Below are 18263 nucleotides of genomic sequence, written 5' to 3'. Positions count from 1 at the left end.
GTAAAAGAAGAGGGTGTACCAAAATGTTGGCACACCCTCGTTTTTCATAACGATTAATGAATATCACGTTTCTTAAAGTTACCGCCTTTTACTTCTGCTACGTCATAAACTGTAATAAAGGCGTGTGGATCGATTTCATTAATAAGTTCTTTCATTTTACTTTCTTCTAAACGGTTAATTACACAAGAAATTTCTTTGAATTTCTCTCTTGAATAACCACCGTATACTTCGTTATATGTTGCACTTCGGCCTAAACGATCGCGAATGGTTTCTACCATTAATTCAGGCTCTTTCGTAATGATTTTAAATGCTTTCGAACCACTTAAACCAACTTCAACGATATGAATCACTTTCGAAGCAATAAAGTAAGCAATTGCTGAAAGGATAGCTCCTTGAAGACCGAATACTGTTGATACGAAAATAAATACGAACATGTTTAAGAATAAAATAAGGTCACTTGTTCCAAAAGGTAACTTACGAGAAAGCAATACAGCTAGCATATCGATTCCATCTAATGCGCCGCCGTTACGTAATGCTAGTCCCATACCGAAACCGATGATAATACCACCAACAACTGTAACAAGTAGTGTATCGCCTTCAATAATAGCTGGTATTCCGTGCATAACAACAGTACCTATTGCTAATGAAGCAATCCCGATAATCGAATAAATCGCAAAGCTTTTACCGATTTGCTTATATCCTAACCAAACGAAAGGAATGTTAATAATTGCGATTAGAGCTCCTAATGGCAATCCAAATAATCTTGAACTAACGATACTTAAACCAGTTACACCACCGTCTGATACGTTATTTGGAATTAATACTGCTTCTAATCCGTACGCTGTGATAAATGCCCCGATAATAATCATCAAAGCTTTAGAAGCAATTTTTAGCTTATTGGGCCTGTTTTTCATAATTTTCTCCATGTAATTTCCTCGTTTCAAACTAGTTTCTTATTTGTTACGTCATTCACACCTAATTTCCATTTTAACATTTAAATTGAAAAATTTCTCCTTTAATGGATGTATGCAGGGGATATTATGACCATATTATCTTTAAAATATTTTTGAAATGAGTATAAGAAATCCCATCCTTTCAAAGGATGGGAGACTATTAAGAAATGATAAAACTAAGCACGGATAGCAATAAAGAGAATCCTAAAATAGCTCCGCAAACTTTCATATGACGTTTACGTCCCATCACAACAATTGCGACATATTCACGAATCATTGCATTAGGCCAGTAATAAAATGCAGTTTTTGATCCGATTCCTTGGCTATTAAGCCCTGCTTGTCTTGCATATATACCAGCGCGGAAAAGGTGGAAATTGTTCGTTGTAAAAATACTTCTATATTTAACTTCAGGCTTTAAAGAATCCATAATTTCTTTAGAGAACGACATATTTTGATATGTGTTTACAGAGCGATTTTCTTGCACGGTATGTTCAAGTGGAATCCCTTTTTCAACAGCATATTTTTGCATCGCTTCTGCCTCTGGAAGGCCTTCATCTGGACCTTGTCCACCAGAGAAAATGATTGTTGGTGGTGTATTCACAGCTGCTTGTTTCCAGTAAAAGTCGATTGCTTTATGAATACGACTTGCAAGTAAAGGTGGTACTTTATCATTAATTAAGCCGCTACCAAGAACAATGATGAAATCTTGATTACGTCTTGGTCTGTTGAATTGATATAAAAAATAAGCGCTTAAGAAGTTAGATAAGTGTATAAAGAAATATAAGGTTATAAGAGAAATTCCACTAAAAATAGGTTGCAAATGCGGTGAGAACAAACTTGCTGGACTTATAAAAGGAAGTAAAATCAATAATAAAATTCCTAAAGCAGCAATAAGTGTTAAACAGTTAGTAAAACGTCTGCCTTCTCGTTTCATTAAAATTCTCGCATTCAGAAATAGCCCAAACATTAAAGCAACAACACCGAAAGGAATCATAACGATAAGTGCTAAAATAGGTAAAATTATACTATAGCGTAGGATATCAGTACTTGAATTTACAGAAACAATCACACAAAAAAGAAGGAAAAAACAGATAAAGGTATTAAATAAAAAGCCGTTTATTATTTTTCGTGGATCTTTTAAATAGGAGATAAGAAAAATAATAAACAATATAAGAGGAATAATTCCGAAATACAGCATAAATATAGTACACCTCGACTTATATAAGAATTTGACATACCCTTTATATTACATGATTTTATAATTGAAAATGAAAGAAAAAATGATTTAGAATTTTCTCAATAAAATATATAGATACATATGTTATAATGTATGGAAAGCGATATATTAAAAGTAAAATGGTTGAAGAGGCACTCTATGGAGTGTCTTTTCTTTTTCGTATGTAATTATGCATATTATATTTATTTTCAAGTAAAGAGGATTAAAATATAAGTGGTAGGCAGACTATATAAAGCAGAATTTTATACAAACATTTCCCTCTACTTTTTGTATCTAACAATCGTATAACAATAAGTAATTCTGTTTTATAGTGTCTGTTTGTAAAAGTGTCTTCTTTGAAGGCACCTTTTTTTATTTAGTATAGAATGTTTTTACTGTTTACATAGTGGAAACTATCTATACTAAACATTAGCAATCTTCCGTATAAATATTATCAATTTACTATATATTCCAGTGGTGTTAACCTACATATGAAAGGCTTTCTTTTTCAAAATATTACCCCTAATAAATTTTTGAAGAAGTCAACTGTCTCCAAAATTGCCATTCATGCTTAGCAAAAAAGAATCCTGCTGGATTCTTTTTTGTGCTCGACAGAATATGACAATTTACATTTATATAATATGTTATATTGTTAAATGATTATTGTAGAAAGAGAAGGAGACTTAAGTATGGGATTTAAAAATTTAATTTTAACAGGTGCACTTGTTGCAACTACAGCATTTACTTCAATTGGAACAGCGGAGGCAAGCGCAGGTTTTAAAGATGTTCCAAACAATCATTGGTCTTATAAAGCGATCATGGATTTAGCAAATAAAAACGTTGTTTCTGGATACGGAAATGGGATTTTTGGATTTGGTGATGATGTAACGCGTGAGCAAGTTGCAGCTCTTATGTTCCGTCATTTAAAACCGACAGTAAAAGAACAGTATAACAATCCGTATAAAGATGTTACGGATCGTTCAACTATGTTTAAAAAAGAGATTCTTGCTTTAACAGAGATGGGTATATTCGTTGGCGATAACACAGGAAAATTTAGACCGAAAGATTCGTTAACTCGTGAAGAAATGGCACAAATTTTGACAAGGGGATTCCAATTGCAAATAAGAGGGGATCATAATTTCCCGGATGTAGATAGAAATGGATGGGCGAATCCTGCGATTACTGCAATTAAATCAAATTATATTACGGCTGGAACTGGTGAAGGTACATTCGCACCTAAAATGCATGTAAGTCGTGAGCAATACGTTCAGTTCTTATATAATGCAACGTTACCACTTGAAGAAAGACCAGGAGCAAAACAACCACAACCGAAACCAGAAGTAAAACCTGATCCGAAGCGCTTTGCTAACTGTAAAGAAGCAAATGATGCTGGATATTATGATATTACAAGAGACAGCCCGTATTATGGTAAGCATTTAGACCGTGATGGCGATGGAATTGCTTGTGAGAAAAACAAAAAAGGTAAATAAGAAAAAGCACTCAGCCTGAGTGCTTTTTCTTATGGAAACAAGCTATTTTTGTAGGCGATTCTCATAAACTAAAAGTAATGAAATGAAAGTAGGTGACAAAATGCCGTCAATTGTGGAAGGTGTTATTATTGAAAACTGTAACGGGACGATCAATTTAGGAGACAAATATAACGTGCAGCCGATTGAAAAAACGAAAGCTTATAATGGATCGGGATCATCGAATACAGCAATAAAAGTACACACATTTAATGGTGTTAGTACAGCAGATGTAGGGGATAGCGATGTGAATGATCAGGGAATACAATTTACTTTATAAAGAAATATGTAAAATTGCATAAAATGATGAACTTGCTCTGTGCTACAATCTAGCTGTGAGCTGTTAATGATTCTTCTGTATTGTAGTTGTTAGATTAGAAATATAACATCCTATCGAAAATCATACGTAAAAAAAGACACTTCAACCGAAGTGTCTTTTTTCATTTTAATGATACCCTTTAGCAGAGTCTTTATGAATTTTATTTTTAAAGATACTGTAGCTCCAAAGTTGATATCCAATAACAATTGGTACCATAACCATTGCAACGAAGAACATAATTTTTAAGTTTAATTGACTACCCGCTGCGTTATATAACGTTGTGCTGTATGCGTCGTTAATACGTGACGGTAACATTCTTGGGAACATACCTGCAAAACCAGTTGTCATAAACATTGCGATTGTTAAGCAAACGAATGTGAATGCAGGGCCGATTTTATGTTTGTACACCATAATAAGTGCGAGTACACTCATTAACATTGCAAGTACTGGAAGAATGAATAGTACCGGATATTCTGTGAAGTTTTGGAATAAATTTGTACGATTGGCAGTTGCTACATAGAAAATAGCTAAAATGATAGCAGCTGCCATTGAAAATGGTCTTGCGATTTTGTAAGCACGATCAGATACTTCACCAGTCGTTTTAATCATAACCCAAAGGGCACCAGATAAGACGAATATAGCAGTGAAGAACAACCCTCCTAAAATGCCGTAATGATTGAGTAAGCTAAGTAAATTTCCTTCATAGCCATTTTTTCCGATTTGTAGTCCGTAATAAAGATTAGCAAATGTAACACCGAATAGGAAAGCAATTAAGAAACTACCAATTGCAAATGCCCATTTACAAGTTTTTTGCCAAATTGGTGAATCATCTTTATGCATGAATTCAAGTCCAGCAGCACGAGCAAATAGTGCAAGTAATACTAAGAATAACGGTGTATATAGATAACTAAACATATTTGCATATGTGACTGGGAAGGCAGCAAATGTTGCACCACCAGCTGTAATTAACCACACTTCATTACCACCCCAGAACGGGCCAATTGCTTCTTGTAATTGATTTCGTTCTTGTCGATCTTTCGTAACGAAAGGAAAAATCATTCCGTTACCAAGTGCATACCCATCAAGAATGAAGTAAACTGTCCAAATTACGCCCCATAAACCGAACCAGATAATTGCGAGCATATCATGAGACATGTGCTGTACCTCCTTCAGTAGCAGGCTCTTCTAATGCAGCTGGTCCTTTTTTCGCGAACTTTAGCATTAAGTATACGTCTGCGATTAAAAGTAAAGTGTAGAACAAGATTAAACTAATTAATGAGAACCAAATCTGCGGAACAGATATAGGTGATACAGATTCTGCTGTACGCATTAGTTTATAAACTGTCCATGGTTGACGACCTACTTCGGCAACAATCCAACCAGCGTTAATTGCGATATATGGTAGTAAAACAGACCATATTGTAATTTTTAAGTAACGTTTTGAGTTTTCTAGTTTTCCTTTTCGGTTTAAGTAGAAACCGTACCAAGTTAATGCCATAAAGAACATACCCAGTGCAACCATTAAGCGGAAGCTATAGTACACGAGGTTAACGTTTGGACGATCTTCTTTCGGGATATCTTTTAAACCAACAATTTCGCCATCAAATGAATTTGTATAGAAGAAACTTCCTAGTTTCGGAATCGTCAGGAACTCAAAGTTCTTTTCGTTTTTCACATCAGGAATTTGAACAATCGAGAAGCCTTGTCCTTTTCCAGTTTCCCAAACAGCCTCCATCGCAGCACCTTTAGCTGGTTGATATTTAGCTGCTGATACACCAGATTGATGTCCCATAAACGGTGTAATTGTTGCGGCGAATAAGCCGAGCATTAAACCAAACTTAAATGATTTTTTGAAGAATTCCACTTCATTTTTGCGTAATAAATGATAGGCACTAATTGCCATAACGAAGAAAGCGCCAACGATATAACAACCAACTACAGTATGGAAGAACATATTCCAAGCATATGGATTCGTAACGAGTGCCCAGAAATCATTTAATTCAGCGCGACCGTTACGTACGACGTAGCCAACCGGATTTTGCATAAAGCCATTTGCTGTAATAATCCAAAGTGCGGAAATATTTGTTCCAAGTGCAACCATCCACATACAGAAAGCACGGAACTTTGGTGAAATTTTGTCTTTACCGAATAACCATATTCCCATGAAAGTAGATTCTAAGAAGAAGGCAACGAGTGCTTCGATTGCGAGAGGGGACCCGAAAATGTCTCCCATATATTTGGAGTACTCAGACCAGTTTGTTCCAAATTGGAATTCCATCGTAATCCCGGTTATAATCCCCATGACGAAGTTAATTGTAAATAATTTACCCCAGAAGTTTGCCATTTTGCGATATGTTGGATTCAATGTGCGGGCGTATTGCGTTTCCATACATGCCACTAAAATAACAAGTCCGATTGTCAAAGGTACAAATAAAAAGTGATAAAAAATAGTAATTGCAAATTGAAAACGACTCAGTAACAGAACGTCGGACATAATAAATATTCACTCCTTTTTTACATTATCTACAATTAGTTTATAGTGAAAATACGTTTTAAATAGGGAGGACTTGTTACAAAGCTGTGTGTATATTTTGAAAGAATTATGTCGATTATCTGAAAATATCCTATTTTTACTATAAAGCGATATCCTTTTTGTGTTTTTCATATTTTGGTACACTGTTTATGTAGTGTAAATGAGAGAAAAGAGGATTCTTTACTATGAAGTCATTAGAAGAGATTTTGCAGTACAATGAGAAATTTGTTGAAGAGAAAAAGTATGAAGAGTTTGTAGCGGGGAAATTTCCAAACAAAAAGATGGTCATTATTTCTTGTATGGATACAAGACTTGTTGAACTATTGCCGAAAGCGATGAATATGCGTAACGGCGATGTGAAAATTATTAAAGTAGCAGGTGCTGTTATTTCACATCCGTTTGGAAGTATTATGCGTAGTATTTTAGTTGCTGTATATGAACTTGGTGCTGATGAAGTATGTGTAGTTGGTCACCATGATTGCGGTATGGCAAAAATTCAAGCAAGCAGTACAATTGAGAAAATGAAAGAGCGCGGTATAACAGAAGAGAAATTAGATATGCTTCGTTATTCTGGAATCGATTTAGAACAATTCTTGCGCGGTTTCTCCAGTGTGGAAGAAAGTGTAGAACATAGCGTATCAGTACTTCGCAACCACCCATTACTTCCAGAAGAAGTACCTGTTCACGGTCTTGTTATCGATCCTGATACAGGAAAATTAGATTTAGTTGTGAATGGTTACGACAATTAAGAATTTACTTTGTCATCCTTTTTATCTGGGACAGGATCAAATCCTCCTGGGTGGAAAGGGTGACATTTTAATATACGCTTACAAGTAAGCCAAAACCCTTTCAGGGCACCATGTTTTTGAAACGCTTCTAATCCATAATGAGAGCAAGTTGGATAAAAGCGACAAGTTGGTGGTGTCATCGGAGATATGAACTTTTGATAAAAGCGTATAATCCCAATAAAAATCTGTTTCATAACGGTCTCCTTTTCAGCATATTCTTAAAGTATTATAGCACGACTGTACATAATGCTTTACTAATGTTCATTTCCGTTATATCATATTGGATATAACGGAATTAAATTAAAAGCGGGAGAGATGTTGTATGCCATCAGTAGAAAGCTTTGAATTAGATCATACGATTGTAAAGGCGCCTTATGTAAGACATTGCGGAGTTCACAACGTAGGTAGTGACGGTATTGTAAATAAATTTGATATTCGTTTTTGCCAACCGAATAAACAAGCAATGAAACCAGATGTTATTCATACGTTAGAACATTTATTAGCATTTAATTTACGTAAATATATTGATCGTTATCCGCATTTTGATATTATCGATATTTCACCAATGGGCTGCCAAACAGGATATTATCTTGTAGTAAGCGGAACACCGACAGTTCGAGAAATCATCGATTTATTAGAACTAACATTAAAAGATGCAGTTCAAATTACAGAAATTCCAGCTGCAAATGAAACGCAGTGTGGGCAAGCGAAGCTTCACGATTTAGAAGGGGCAAAACGCTTAATGAACTTCTGGTTAAGCCAAGATAAAGATGAACTTGAGAAAGTATTTGGATAAAAAGGAAAACTGCCTGTGAAAGGGCAGTTTTTTTGTAGCACGATGATAAATGAAATTATATCGACGATTTTTCGAATATATCGAACACAACTTGAAATATATCAACGATTTTTTTAATATATCGACGTTTCGACAATGAATATCGACTTACCGACAAAAACTGACAATATGAGGAACAAAATGATAGGTAAAAAGATTTGAAAGTTCATTGTAAATGTGCTGTATAAACATAGAATCAAAGTAATAAAAACGATGGTTAGCTGTAACTTTCTTATATGCATTTGAACCTCCTAGTAGAAAGGTAATTACCGAGAGACAAAAATTATAATAGCAACAATGAAAGTGAATATGCCAGAAAAGAAGGAGAGTATACTATGTACTTTCTTTTGTTTTTGTTTTTCTTCTGCACTCATGATGAAAGTCATAATAGATAAGGCGATGAGCATATAAGGCAATGTAACAAGTGCGTTTGTAAACATTCCTGATAGAGCGAGAGCGATGACGATAAGAGCCGATATCATTCGTAATGTTTTTAAAATACAAATCTTCACCTTTTAAATAAACTATTTACCGAAATAGTTCCGAGAAGCTAAGAAATAAAGCACCAGAGCCAGCCATGAAAGCGAGTATACCGCTAGATTTTCTATGTTGTTTTATTTCTCCTAGCGCTACAGTGAAGGCCATTAATCCTAAGAAAAAGAACATATAAGGCATAATGTCTCTGTTACCGCTAATAAATCCATAGATTGCTATACATAAAGCGATAAGTGCAAAAGTAATTCGAACGCCATTTAACATAAAAACCCTCCTTTTCTTTTATGTAGGTAATGATAAGAATAATCTAAGAGAAAGCTCTAATGGCAATACAAATCAAGCCTGTTCCTGAATCCTTTTTCTTTATTTGTTCAATAACAATGTGAAACAGTAAGCTTTTAATAGAAATTGTGAAAGTAGTAGAAAGTTATGTTGACCTGTCAGTAAATGAATACTGCATATGATGTGGGCTAAAATAAGTAGTAGATGAAGCGTATTATGAATTTTTCTTGCTGTTTTTTGTATAAGGGTTATCTTCTGGTTTATCAACAGAATGTTTATAAGCGTAGCCTTTGTTAATCGTCATGACGGAGAGTACTAATATGACTAGTACGATGATAATACCGATAATTAATATTTTAAACATGAAATCCCTCCTTTTCTTTATTTTACATAATTTTGTAATTGATGAAAACAATAGAAATTAAAAGGATGAAAGAAGGGTGTTACATGGAGCAGAAAAAAACATATTATATATCAATAGGAAACGGTCAAATTTCACAAGTGAAGACGGCGGATACGTATAATTTTGAGATTTCCGCAAGTGATGAGGAAATTACGGAGTTAAGAGAGTACTTTGATCAAGCATATGTAGAAGATTTAGGTTCGTTTGTACGTTCTCACGTTCCGTTTGTTGAGTATCATCACGATTCAAATAATGACCGATATGATGAACAACTACAAAAAGCATATAAAATGATTTACGATTTAGGAAATCATGAGACGAAAGAATTAGTCGCGCAAATGGGAATAATCAATGGATTATAATTGGATAATATTATGCAGAAAAGCGAGAATATGCTACAATTTGTGGTAGGAAAAACTTGTAACCATCAATAGGGGAGTAATGGCATGTACAAATTTAAAGATTATTACCACAACACTGTACAATTATCGTTTGAACGTTATCCATTTTCTCCTGAGCCAAAGCATGTTTGGGTTGTATGCCGGTACGGGGATCAATGGTTATTAACGCATCATTTACGTCGCGGTCTTGAATTTCCAGGTGGTAAAGTAGAACTAGGGGAAACACCGGAAGAAGCGGCAGTTCGAGAGGTTCATGAAGAAACCGGCGGCATAGTTTCTGATTTAACTTACTTAGGACAATATAAAGTATCTGGAAAAGACAAAATAATCATTAAAAACATTTATTTTGCAACAATTAGTGCGGTAGAAGAACATACGCATTACGAAGAAACGAAAGGATCTGTTTTATTAAAAAACATTCCTGACAACATTAAAACGGATAGAAAATTTAGCTTTATAATGCGCGACGATGTATTGGCGCGTACGATGAAACATATAGAAGAAATCGGCTGTTTTACGAAGTAAAGTGGCCGGTTTCTTTTTTTGTGTCTAAATGTAAATATATCTTTATATTTTTTTGGATATATTATACAATTTTGTAAAGATATATTTACATTTTAGGAGGGGGAAGATGGATAAAAGAGCAGAAACGACTGTTACTATTTCGATGGTTAAATTAAATATCTATTCATTACTTATAATATTTGCGTTGGCGTTTGGAATTGGTTATTTGCATATATTTCTTTCAGGCGGGGTTCAATTTGACTTTACATTACCCGTTATGTTTCTTTTGATTATTGGAATGATTGTTCTTGTTTGTATTCATGAAGCGATACATCTAATAGGATTTCGTTATATCGGAGGTGTTCCATGGAGTGAATTAAAATGGGGCGTCAATTGGAAATTAGGTGTTGCATATGCGCATTCTAAACAGGCGATTACAGTAAAGCAAATGAAGAAAGTGTTAATGCTGCCGTTTTTACCAACTGGCATTTTGCCAATTGTATTAGGATTAGCTATGAATCTGGAGCCACTCTCATTTTTAGGAATTCTACTAACAGCAGGTTGTATCGGTGATATAGCCCTATATCGAAAAGCTTCAAAGTTTCCAGATGATGCGCTAGTGAAAGATCATCCGAGTAAACCGCAGTTTACAGTATATGAATCATAAGGGAAGAGGAGGCGTTCGGGAAACGAAACCTCCTTTTTACTATTGTCTTGTTTGTATGTCTACATCTAAAAACAAAAGCACCTCCAACAAATCATCCACCACACGCGAATGCTTAAAGTCACCCAAAAATGAATCTCTCTTCCACACACCAAGAATTCCTACTCGTTCAGAACCAAGCACATCGTTTTCTGGATGATCTCCAACATAAAGACATTCTGTGGCCTTAACATCTAGCTTTTGTAAAGCACGTTCAAAAATCTCAGGATGTGGTTTCTTAATTCCTTCCGCTTCGGAAACGAGAATTATATTTGTATACGTATGTATGTTTAGTGCGCGGAGATTGTTCATTTGAAAGTCAGTAAAGCCGTTTGTGATAATACCAATTTTAATATTTTGTTGTGTTAAACGCTGAAGTAATTCGTGCATGTTTTGGAAAGGAATACAATGATGTTGAAAGTTAGTAATGTAGTCGTGCAACAGTTGCTCTGACGTTAAAGTAGAAATGTTGTATTCGGAAAGGAGAGTAGCATATACTTTGTCTTTCCACGTATAGCCATTATTATCGAGTTCAAGAAACCGAGAACAATACTCGGATTTTTCTATGTTCATTAAGTGAGAGGTAAAGCGATTATATTGATCAGGAATAAATTGTTCTAGAGATTGGCGCCGATCTAATAGTGTTCCATCTAAGTCGAATAAGACTGCTCGAATCATGAGAAACCTCCTTACAGTTTTTATAATTAATTATCGCATATTCGTTAAAAAATGATTATGATATTTTTGTAGAATGGAATAATGGAGGATTGTATGAAGAGACTGTATGGTAAGTTAGTAGGGGTTATCGTCGCAATGGGTTTAATGGCAGGGTGCGATAGTTCTATGAAGAGTGTGAAAGAAAAAGAAATTTGTAAAACAGAAGAAGAATGCGTGGAAATAGGAGATAAGAAACTTCAAAAAGTATATGAAAAAATAGATGGATTATCTGAGCTTGAAGCAGTAGAAGATTATGATATAGAAGAGCAGGAAAGTGCGGATATGAAAGAGGCAGAGCAGAAAAAAGAAGGTGATGATGAAAATTATTTCTTTTTAGCTTCTTATGATATTGATGGTGATGAAATTGTAGATCCTTATTTTGAAAAAATAGAACGGAAACGTTTAAATAAAGTATTCGCTGAAGATAAAGAAGCGAAGGAAGAGGTGCTACAGCAACGTCAAGATAGAGAGTATCATAAAGATTTATGGGATATGTACCGCACTCTCATCCCAGCTAAATATCGCGGGAATATAACAGAATTTGATTTAATAACGGATGGTTATGACGGTGTTGTTGCCCACGTTATGCCGAGTATGGAGAATCCAAAAGATTGGGTTCTTAGCTTAGATACGCTTGATTCTGCGGTAAATATCGATGAAGTGATGAAAACAGTAATTCATGAGACGGCTCACGTGTTGACGCTAGGACATAAGCAAATACCAGTGGATGAAAAGTATGTAAAGGATTTTGAAGAAGATAAAGATATTTCAAAGTACAGAAATAAATGTGAAACTCTTTTCTTACAAGAGGGATGTGCGAAGGAAAAATCTTATATGAATCAATTTTATAACTCTTTTTGGAAACCAATTGAGCAGGAGTGGACAGAAAAGAAAGTAGAAGAAAGCGAAGAGGCTCAAATTGAATTTTTTAAAGAGAAGCATGATGAATTTGTATCACAGTATGGAACGACAAATGTAGCGGAAGATATTGCAGATACGTTTACAGCATTTATTTTACAAGATTCAAAAAAGGTGAAAGAAGGATCGGAGTTAAAGTATAAAAAGATTGCGTTCTTCTATCAGTTCCCTGAGCTTGTCAAAATGAGAGCGGAAGTGTTATCGGGATTATATGATGTTTCGAAAACGATAGAACAACATAGTGGAAACTAATGCGAACTATATATTGTGGCTAGGAAAACGTAAAGAAATTTAGTCCTTTGCGTTTTTTATGTTGATAAAATTGAAAATTCTGTATTTTTATAAAAAGAAGAAGGAACTGAAGCTTTAAAAGAGAATTAGTATAAAAATGTCACAATTTAGACACAATTATAATGCGCATATTGTAGGGACTAAAAGTTTACTCTCGAGGAGGTAATGAAACGTATGAAAACGATTCTTGCGGTTGCTGGTCTCATTTGGGTAATGTCTCACGGTTTTCCGATTTTTGAAGGGGAGCAAATTCGTAGTGCATTAAATAAAAAGTATGATGATTATCATGTAATAGATCGAAAAGAAAATGTCGTTACAGTACGTGTGAAAGATTGTTTCCATACAGTTACAGTCGCGAATGGCAACGTTACAAATGAAACAAAGATGTGTGATAAAAGGTAAAGAAAGAAGCTGACTATAGTCTATCACCCTAAGTCAGCTTCTTTTTCGTTTTCCAATTAGAAGTTTTTCAAATGCCTCAACAAACACATACATAAGTGTTGCGAGGACGCAGGTGAGTAGTACACTTAGTAAGACGAGTGTGAAATTAAATACTTGGAATCCGTAGCTAATTAAGTAGCCAAGACCTTGCTTGGATACGAGAAGTTCGCCGAATATAACACCGACCCAAGCTAATCCAACGTTCACTTTTAACGTTGAAATAATGGCTGGGAAGGATGCAGGGAGAACGACTTGCTTATAACATTGCCATTTATTTGCACCAAATGTGTCCATCACTTTTATATAGTTAGAATCGACTTCTTGAAATGCGCTGTAAATAACGAGAATGGTAATGATGATGGAAATGATTACCCCCATTGCAATCGACGAAGAAATATTTGGACCGAAGATTACAATGATAATCGGACCAAGTGCCACTTTTGGCATGGCGTTTAGGACGACGAGATATGGATCGAGTACGCGGGCGAGAAGTGGGATCCACCAAAGGAAAGTAGCGATAATAGAGCCGAGTACTGTTCCAAGAATGAAGCCTACTCCTGTTTCAAGTAATGTCGTCCATATGTGAACCCAAAGTGAACCGTCAATCCATTTACTGAGGAAGAGATCCCAAATGCTTGAAGGAGAGCTAAAGAGTAAAGGATCAATCCACTCTTTTTTGCTAGCTATCTCCCATAGTGCAAAGAAAAGAATGAGTAGTAAAAGCTGTAGTGAGCGTGCTAACCATGCGCGTTTCCGTTCTTTCTTCCGAAACTGTTCATGTAGTTGCTTTATGTTATCCAAGGCGCTCCAACTCCTTCCATATATCTTGAAAGAGGGATGGGAAGTCATGGTGGTGACGTGATTCTAACGGTGATAAGGAGCGGATGCTTTCTGGGACGATAAATGTTTTTGCAATTTTTCCAGGGTTTGCTTGTAGTAAATAAATACGATCACTCATCGCAATTGCTTCTTCAATATCATGTGTCACGAGTAGTGACGTTTTCTTATATTTGCGTAGTAAGCTGAACACGAGATCTTCTAGTTTCAATTTCGTTTGATAATCGAGCGCCGAAAATGGTTCATCTAGCAATAAAATTTTCGGATCGGTCGCTAACGTTCGAACGAGAGCGGCACGTTGACGCATACCGCCGGATAGTTCACGAGGATATTGATCCTCTACATCATGTAGGCCGACTTGCTTTAAAAGTTGTAAAGTATGTTTTTTCGTCTGTTCATTGTAAATTTTTCGAGTGTGAAGTCCAAGCATAATATTTTCTTCAATTGTTTTCCAAGGGAACAAGTAATCTTGCTGCAACATATATCCCATGGATGAAGTTTTCGTTGTAATGGGCTCACCATCTAAAAAGACGATACCTTCAATTGGATCAAGTAGCCCAGCAATAATGGAGAGGAGTGTCGTTTTGCCGCAGCCACTTGGACCGAGTATAGAAATGAATTCGCCTTCTTCCACTTGTAAGCTCATATCTTCGAGAATCAGTTTGGCATTCTCTTTTGCGAAAAAGCAGTGAGAAACGTTACGTATTTGTAAAAAGCTCATACACTTCGCCTCTATTTCTTAATAACGCTTTCGGCAATTTTTGTATTGACGAGCGCTTCATGTGGAACTTCTTTTTGTAATTCGCCAGCTTCTTTCATTATCGTTTGGAGCTGTTTCCATTCTTCAGCATCTAATAGCGGATTTGTTGCATAAGAGTGTTGTTTTTTATACCGTTCAATTACTTTTACTGTAATGTCTTTTGAAGTGTCTTTAAATAACGGAGAAACGGCATCAGCAATCTCTTCTGGACTATGAGTATCAACCCATTGTTGCGCTTTATAGAGAGCACGTGTGAATTTTTCAGCAGCAGCTTTATCTTTCTTTAAGAAACTTTCTTTTGCCATGAACGTTGTATACGGAACAGTACCAGATTCATTTCCGAATGAAGCGACAATATATCCTTTACCTTCTTTTTCGAATATACTTGCAGTCGGTTCAAAGAGCTGTACAAATTCCCCTGTACCAGATGCGTAGGCATTTGCAATGTTAGCAAATTCGATGTTTTGAATTAAGTTTGTGTCTTTGTGAGGATCAATGCCATTTTTCTTTAAAACGTATTCTCCAACCATTTGTGGCATACCGCCTTTACGCTGTCCTAAAAACGTAACACCCTTTACGTCATTCCAATTAAAAGAGTCTAATTTTTTACGCGAAACTAAAAATGTTCCATCTGTTTGTGTAAGTTGTGCGAAGTTAATGATAGGATCTTTCGCGCCTTGTTGATGAACATAAATGGACGTTTCAGAACCGACGAGAGCGATATCAATCCCGCCAGATAATAGGGCAGTCATCGTTTTATCTCCGCCAGCTGTTGTTTGGAGGTCAACATTTAATCCCTCATCTTTAAAAAATCCTTTCTCAATCCCAACATATAACGGGGCATAGAAGAGAGAGTGGGTAACTTCGCCGACTCGAACATTTTGAGTTTGTTCTTTTGTACCTTCTTTTTTATTACTGCAAGCAGTAAATGTGAAAACCGCTAGTAACATGATACAAAAAACAGCTATTAATTTTTTCACTATATAACACCTCCTAGAAGTCACTCTACAAGCATGATATGTAGGTAAGTGCCCATATGTGAGTGTAGATAGCAGGAATTTTTTTGGTGATAAAGAAGTACAAATATAAGGGGTGATAAAATGAGGTACGAATATGATGATAGCGTACATTTACATCTTGATTATTTCGGAACAGAATGCGATATGGAATCGATTGCTTATAAGCGGAAGAATGAAGACGTGTGGGATGTGTATTTTAATTTTGGAGCATATGGTCTTCAGAAAGATGAGATCGAGACAGGTAGATTTATGGATGAATATGCTGGCCATTACGTTTTTTCTGTACATGCTCGTGATCTTAGCTGGGAATTTGGAAGTGCCCAGTTTGAAGAGTGGGTTTTGAAAAATCGGATAGTAGAAAAAACGCTACAAAAATAGGATGAATTTTGTGATTGGATTTCTCATTTTATTATTTATTTTTGTGGCCGGATTTCTTATCATGCAAATGCTTATTTACCGATTTGCAAAGAAAAACATCCATAAATATACAAAAATAAAATGGTTTCATATGTGGCTACATATGAATATGAAAAAAGGCCCGAGATTAGATTTTTTTGATTTTGTAATTATAGTACTCGTATGTATCGTTTGGAAAATATGGCTGCTTCCTTTTATATAATACACATGCTAATGATTTTTTCTTTTATCATAAAATAACGAAAAGAACCTGTCTTGTGGCAGGGTCTTTTCGTTATAGTAATAGTTGTAAAAAACTTGCATTTATAAGTAAAACAGTGAGTGGTGTTGTGAAAGATATTTTGACAAATACAGAAACACATACATACGGAATTAAAGTGCGATTACAGAATGGACAAATTGGCCGTGTGCAAAGTGTGGGGGAATAAGAAAGAGGTCGTCCAACGGTGGACGACCTCTTTCTTATTATGCTTGGTTCGTGCGGAAGAATGGAAGCTTCTGCACAATGTGAATTAATCCGTATGCAAGAATTAAGCACATAAGAGGATTAATGAAAAATCCATAGCGATTAATTGCTAAGAATAAGTTTGAGAAGATAATGTAAATAATAGAACTTGCTACTAGCATCATAACGCGTTTATGTTTAAATGAATTTAGCATGAAGCAGAAGCTGCTCAAGAATGTACCGATGATAAACACTCTATGACATAGTTGCATAAAGTTGTGAATACGGTATTGGTCTACAGCAGGAGCTGTTTTGAATAATTCAATTGTTTTACCGACAGTGAACCAAGAGAACCAATAAGTGAAGTCCGTCTTAAAGCCGTTCTTGATTAATTCTTTTGCGTATGCACCTTTGTCATCTAAGCCTTTAGCTCTCATTTCATTTACTATATTTTCATATCCAATTTTATTAAATGGATCTGCACCGGCAATTAGTGGATCTGCACCTTGGGTTGAGAATAAAATAAATTGGTTGAGTGCTAAATAGTTACGAACAACCCATGCGCCAATAATAAAGAAAGGTCCGATAAACCATAACAATCCGATTCGAATGGAGTCTTTAAATCCATATGTAAATAACACAACAAGAACAGGAATGAGCATCATTGGAGCTGGATTTGGACGGAACATAAGTAAAATTGAAACGACAATTCCAAACCATATATGGAATTTCACTTTATTGTATTTCCATGCGAGAACAAATACATATACACATAATGCTAATAAAAATATGGATGGAACTTCTGTTAGTAATGTACGGAAGTATGTATAGTTACTTGGATAAATAGCATATAAAATACTTGCAACAATTCCATAAATGTTTTTTTCGAACAATTCTTTTCCTATTAAGAATACTAATAGCACTGTGCATAGATTCATGATCATGTTAATAACAGTTGCTACGTAATAGTAAGGAATTGATGTAATATCAGAAATAATCATAGCGCCAGCTAATAGTAATGGCTGACCTGGTGTGATATATGCATTTTTTCCTGGAACTTCACTAGGTTCCAAATACACATAACCAAATACACCATGTTTTAATAGTTGTTCAGCTGTTAACGAATAGTTAAAGGCATCATTTGCACCATATGTTACTTTGACTAACTCTCCATCTAATCCTGGCTGTTTTACTAAACAAAAAACGTGCAACAGGAAAGAAAGCGCCAAAATTGCATATACCGCTTTAGGCAAACTCTTAAACTTAGTAAGCAAAAATGAGCAACTCCTTTTTATTAATTCTTTCGTATTTTTATGTGAAATCTTTAATAGTATTAAGGATTTCCAAAACATAGTTATTATATCATAAAGTGGAATGCTGAAATTAAGTTTTTCAAGAATGAATAATTTGTATGACAAATTTAACTGTTGATTAAAGGAATATTAAGACAATACATTTAT

General features: G+C 35.2%; 24 protein-coding genes and 2 pseudogenes. 12 read left to right on the top strand and 14 right to left on the bottom strand.

Going from position 1 to position 18263, the window contains the following annotated elements:
• Positions 1 to 53 precede the first annotated feature (53 nt).
• Both ACZ76X_RS23920 and ACZ76X_RS23915 read right to left on the bottom strand, forming a co-directional pair.
• Positions 54 to 926 (bottom strand): YitT family protein, encoded by an 873-nt coding sequence (locus tag ACZ76X_RS23920; RefSeq protein WP_479851889.1) that lies wholly within the window; start codon positions 924 to 926, stop codon positions 54 to 56.
• A gap of 187 nt (positions 927 to 1113) precedes the next feature.
• The gene (locus ACZ76X_RS23915; RefSeq protein ID WP_479851888.1) at positions 1114 to 2151 is read right to left on the bottom strand and encodes a YdcF family protein; all 1038 of its coding nucleotides are present in this window, start codon (positions 2149 to 2151) and stop codon (positions 1114 to 1116) included.
• Between the two features lie 707 nt (positions 2152 to 2858).
• Between ACZ76X_RS23915 and ACZ76X_RS23910 the strand changes: the two genes are divergently transcribed.
• Both ACZ76X_RS23910 and ACZ76X_RS23905 read left to right on the top strand, forming a co-directional pair.
• Entirely contained in the window at positions 2859 to 3659 is an 801-nt protein-coding gene (locus tag ACZ76X_RS23910) for an S-layer homology domain-containing protein (protein WP_479851887.1), read from the top strand.
• A gap of 82 nt (positions 3660 to 3741) precedes the next feature.
• Entirely contained in the window at positions 3742 to 3975 is a 234-nt protein-coding gene (locus ACZ76X_RS23905; protein WP_142337531.1) for a spore germination protein, read from the top strand.
• A gap of 165 nt (positions 3976 to 4140) precedes the next feature.
• Here ACZ76X_RS23905 and cydB read toward each other — a convergent pair whose 3' ends face one another.
• On the bottom strand, positions 4141 to 5169 hold the full coding sequence (cydB, locus tag ACZ76X_RS23900) for a cytochrome d ubiquinol oxidase subunit II (protein WP_479851886.1): 1029 nt from the start codon (positions 5167 to 5169) through the stop codon (positions 4141 to 4143).
• On the bottom strand, positions 5159 to 6508 hold the full coding sequence (cydA, locus tag ACZ76X_RS23895; protein WP_479851885.1) for a cytochrome ubiquinol oxidase subunit I: 1350 nt from the start codon (positions 6506 to 6508) through the stop codon (positions 5159 to 5161). The genes cydB and cydA overlap by 11 nt, the downstream gene beginning before the upstream one ends.
• A gap of 224 nt (positions 6509 to 6732) precedes the next feature.
• On the opposite strand from cydA, the gene ACZ76X_RS23890 reads away from it, so the two are divergent.
• Positions 6733 to 7296 carry a beta-class carbonic anhydrase gene (locus tag ACZ76X_RS23890; protein ID WP_000838159.1) on the top strand — a complete coding sequence of 188 codons (564 nt, stop codon included), beginning with the start codon at positions 6733 to 6735 and terminating at the stop codon, positions 7294 to 7296.
• Here the strand turns inward: ACZ76X_RS23890 and yidD are convergent.
• The gene (yidD, locus tag ACZ76X_RS23885) at positions 7293 to 7529 is read right to left on the bottom strand and encodes a membrane protein insertion efficiency factor YidD (protein ID WP_000809334.1); all 237 of its coding nucleotides are present in this window, start codon (positions 7527 to 7529) and stop codon (positions 7293 to 7295) included. The two genes, ACZ76X_RS23890 and yidD, sit on opposite strands and share 4 nt — an antisense overlap.
• A gap of 128 nt (positions 7530 to 7657) precedes the next feature.
• Here yidD and luxS point away from each other — a divergent pair, with 128 nt between their 5' ends.
• Positions 7658 to 8131 (top strand): S-ribosylhomocysteine lyase LuxS, encoded by a 474-nt coding sequence (gene luxS, locus ACZ76X_RS23880; RefSeq protein ID WP_001141369.1) that lies wholly within the window; start codon positions 7658 to 7660, stop codon positions 8129 to 8131.
• Positions 8132 to 8436: 305 nt separating this feature from the next.
• Here luxS and ACZ76X_RS23875 read toward each other — a convergent pair whose 3' ends face one another.
• The 4 genes and pseudogenes from ACZ76X_RS23875 to ytzI all read right to left on the bottom strand — a co-directional run bounded on the left by ACZ76X_RS23875 (position 8437) and on the right by ytzI (position 9311).
• A complete protein-coding gene (locus ACZ76X_RS23875) occupies positions 8437 to 8670 on the bottom strand; it encodes a DUF3953 domain-containing protein (protein ID WP_098669427.1) in 234 nt (77 codons plus the stop codon).
• A gap of 28 nt (positions 8671 to 8698) precedes the next feature.
• Positions 8699 to 8929, bottom strand: coding sequence for a YczI family protein (locus tag ACZ76X_RS23870; RefSeq protein ID WP_479851884.1), 231 nt, complete (start codon positions 8927 to 8929; stop codon positions 8699 to 8701).
• Positions 8930 to 8972: 43 nt separating this feature from the next.
• Positions 8973 to 9169: pseudogene (locus ACZ76X_RS23865) on the bottom strand (hypothetical protein).
• Positions 9162 to 9311, bottom strand: a complete 150-nt coding sequence (ytzI, locus tag ACZ76X_RS23860) for a YtzI protein (protein ID WP_000472802.1) — start codon at positions 9309 to 9311, stop codon at positions 9162 to 9164. The pseudogene ACZ76X_RS23865 and the gene ytzI overlap by 8 nt, the downstream one beginning before the upstream one ends.
• An 83-nt stretch (positions 9312 to 9394) precedes the next feature.
• Between ytzI and ACZ76X_RS23855 the strand changes: the two genes are divergently transcribed.
• The 3 genes from ACZ76X_RS23855 (at position 9395) to ACZ76X_RS23845 (ending at position 10922) form a co-directional block, all read left to right on the top strand.
• Positions 9395 to 9712: a hypothetical protein gene (locus ACZ76X_RS23855; RefSeq protein ID WP_000435821.1), complete on the top strand. Its 318-nt coding sequence runs from the start codon at positions 9395 to 9397 to the stop codon at positions 9710 to 9712.
• Between the two features lie 84 nt (positions 9713 to 9796).
• On the top strand, positions 9797 to 10276 hold the full coding sequence (mutTA, locus tag ACZ76X_RS23850) for an antimutator 8-oxo-(dGTP/GTP)ase (protein ID WP_427283276.1): 480 nt from the start codon (positions 9797 to 9799) through the stop codon (positions 10274 to 10276).
• Between the two features lie 106 nt (positions 10277 to 10382).
• A complete protein-coding gene (locus tag ACZ76X_RS23845; protein ID WP_479851883.1) occupies positions 10383 to 10922 on the top strand; it encodes a DUF3267 domain-containing protein in 540 nt (179 codons plus the stop codon).
• Between the two features lie 39 nt (positions 10923 to 10961).
• On the opposite strand, the gene ACZ76X_RS23840 is transcribed toward ACZ76X_RS23845, so the two are convergent.
• Complete coding sequence (locus tag ACZ76X_RS23840; RefSeq protein ID WP_479851882.1) at positions 10962 to 11636, bottom strand: HAD family hydrolase; 675 nt, start codon at positions 11634 to 11636, stop codon at positions 10962 to 10964.
• A 93-nt stretch (positions 11637 to 11729) separates the two neighbouring features.
• On the opposite strand from ACZ76X_RS23840, the gene ACZ76X_RS23835 reads away from it, so the two are divergent.
• Together ACZ76X_RS23835 and ACZ76X_RS23830 are read left to right on the top strand one after the other, a co-directional pair.
• Positions 11730 to 12845, top strand: a complete 1116-nt coding sequence (locus ACZ76X_RS23835; protein ID WP_479851881.1) for a recombinase family protein — start codon at positions 11730 to 11732, stop codon at positions 12843 to 12845.
• A gap of 213 nt (positions 12846 to 13058) precedes the next feature.
• The gene (locus ACZ76X_RS23830) at positions 13059 to 13286 is read left to right on the top strand and encodes a hypothetical protein (protein WP_000849119.1); all 228 of its coding nucleotides are present in this window, start codon (positions 13059 to 13061) and stop codon (positions 13284 to 13286) included.
• 33 nt (positions 13287 to 13319) lie between these two features.
• Here ACZ76X_RS23830 and ACZ76X_RS23825 read toward each other — a convergent pair whose 3' ends face one another.
• The 3 genes from ACZ76X_RS23825 to ACZ76X_RS23815 are packed head-to-tail and all read right to left on the bottom strand — an operon-like array spanning position 13320 to position 15902.
• Complete coding sequence (locus ACZ76X_RS23825; RefSeq protein WP_479851880.1) at positions 13320 to 14126, bottom strand: ABC transporter permease; 807 nt, start codon at positions 14124 to 14126, stop codon at positions 13320 to 13322.
• On the bottom strand, positions 14119 to 14883 hold the full coding sequence (locus ACZ76X_RS23820; protein ID WP_479851879.1) for an ABC transporter ATP-binding protein: 765 nt from the start codon (positions 14881 to 14883) through the stop codon (positions 14119 to 14121). The genes ACZ76X_RS23825 and ACZ76X_RS23820 overlap by 8 nt, the downstream gene beginning before the upstream one ends.
• An 11-nt stretch (positions 14884 to 14894) precedes the next feature.
• Entirely contained in the window at positions 14895 to 15902 is a 1008-nt protein-coding gene (locus ACZ76X_RS23815; protein ID WP_479851878.1) for an ABC transporter substrate-binding protein, read from the bottom strand.
• A gap of 120 nt (positions 15903 to 16022) precedes the next feature.
• Between ACZ76X_RS23815 and ACZ76X_RS23810 the strand changes: the two genes are divergently transcribed.
• The 3 genes and pseudogenes from ACZ76X_RS23810 to ACZ76X_RS23800 all read left to right on the top strand — a co-directional run.
• The gene (locus tag ACZ76X_RS23810) at positions 16023 to 16319 is read left to right on the top strand and encodes a DUF3986 family protein (protein ID WP_479851877.1); all 297 of its coding nucleotides are present in this window, start codon (positions 16023 to 16025) and stop codon (positions 16317 to 16319) included.
• A gap of 10 nt (positions 16320 to 16329) precedes the next feature.
• A complete protein-coding gene (locus ACZ76X_RS23805; RefSeq protein ID WP_000578986.1) occupies positions 16330 to 16560 on the top strand; it encodes a hypothetical protein in 231 nt (76 codons plus the stop codon).
• Positions 16561 to 16666: 106 nt separating this feature from the next.
• Positions 16667 to 16786 (top strand): annotated as a pseudogene (locus ACZ76X_RS23800) (DUF2196 domain-containing protein); the annotation flags it as partial.
• Between the two features lie 37 nt (positions 16787 to 16823).
• On the opposite strand, the gene ACZ76X_RS23795 reads toward ACZ76X_RS23800, so the two are convergent.
• Entirely contained in the window at positions 16824 to 18077 is a 1254-nt protein-coding gene (locus ACZ76X_RS23795; RefSeq protein ID WP_000956217.1) for a glycosyltransferase family 39 protein, read from the bottom strand.
• Between the last annotated feature and the right edge of the window lie 186 nt (positions 18078 to 18263).

Source organism: Bacillus sp. BC05(2025), assembly GCF_056725905.1.
The sequence above is the reverse complement of the archived record's forward strand: the minus strand, read 5'-3'. Positions and strand labels throughout refer to the sequence as shown.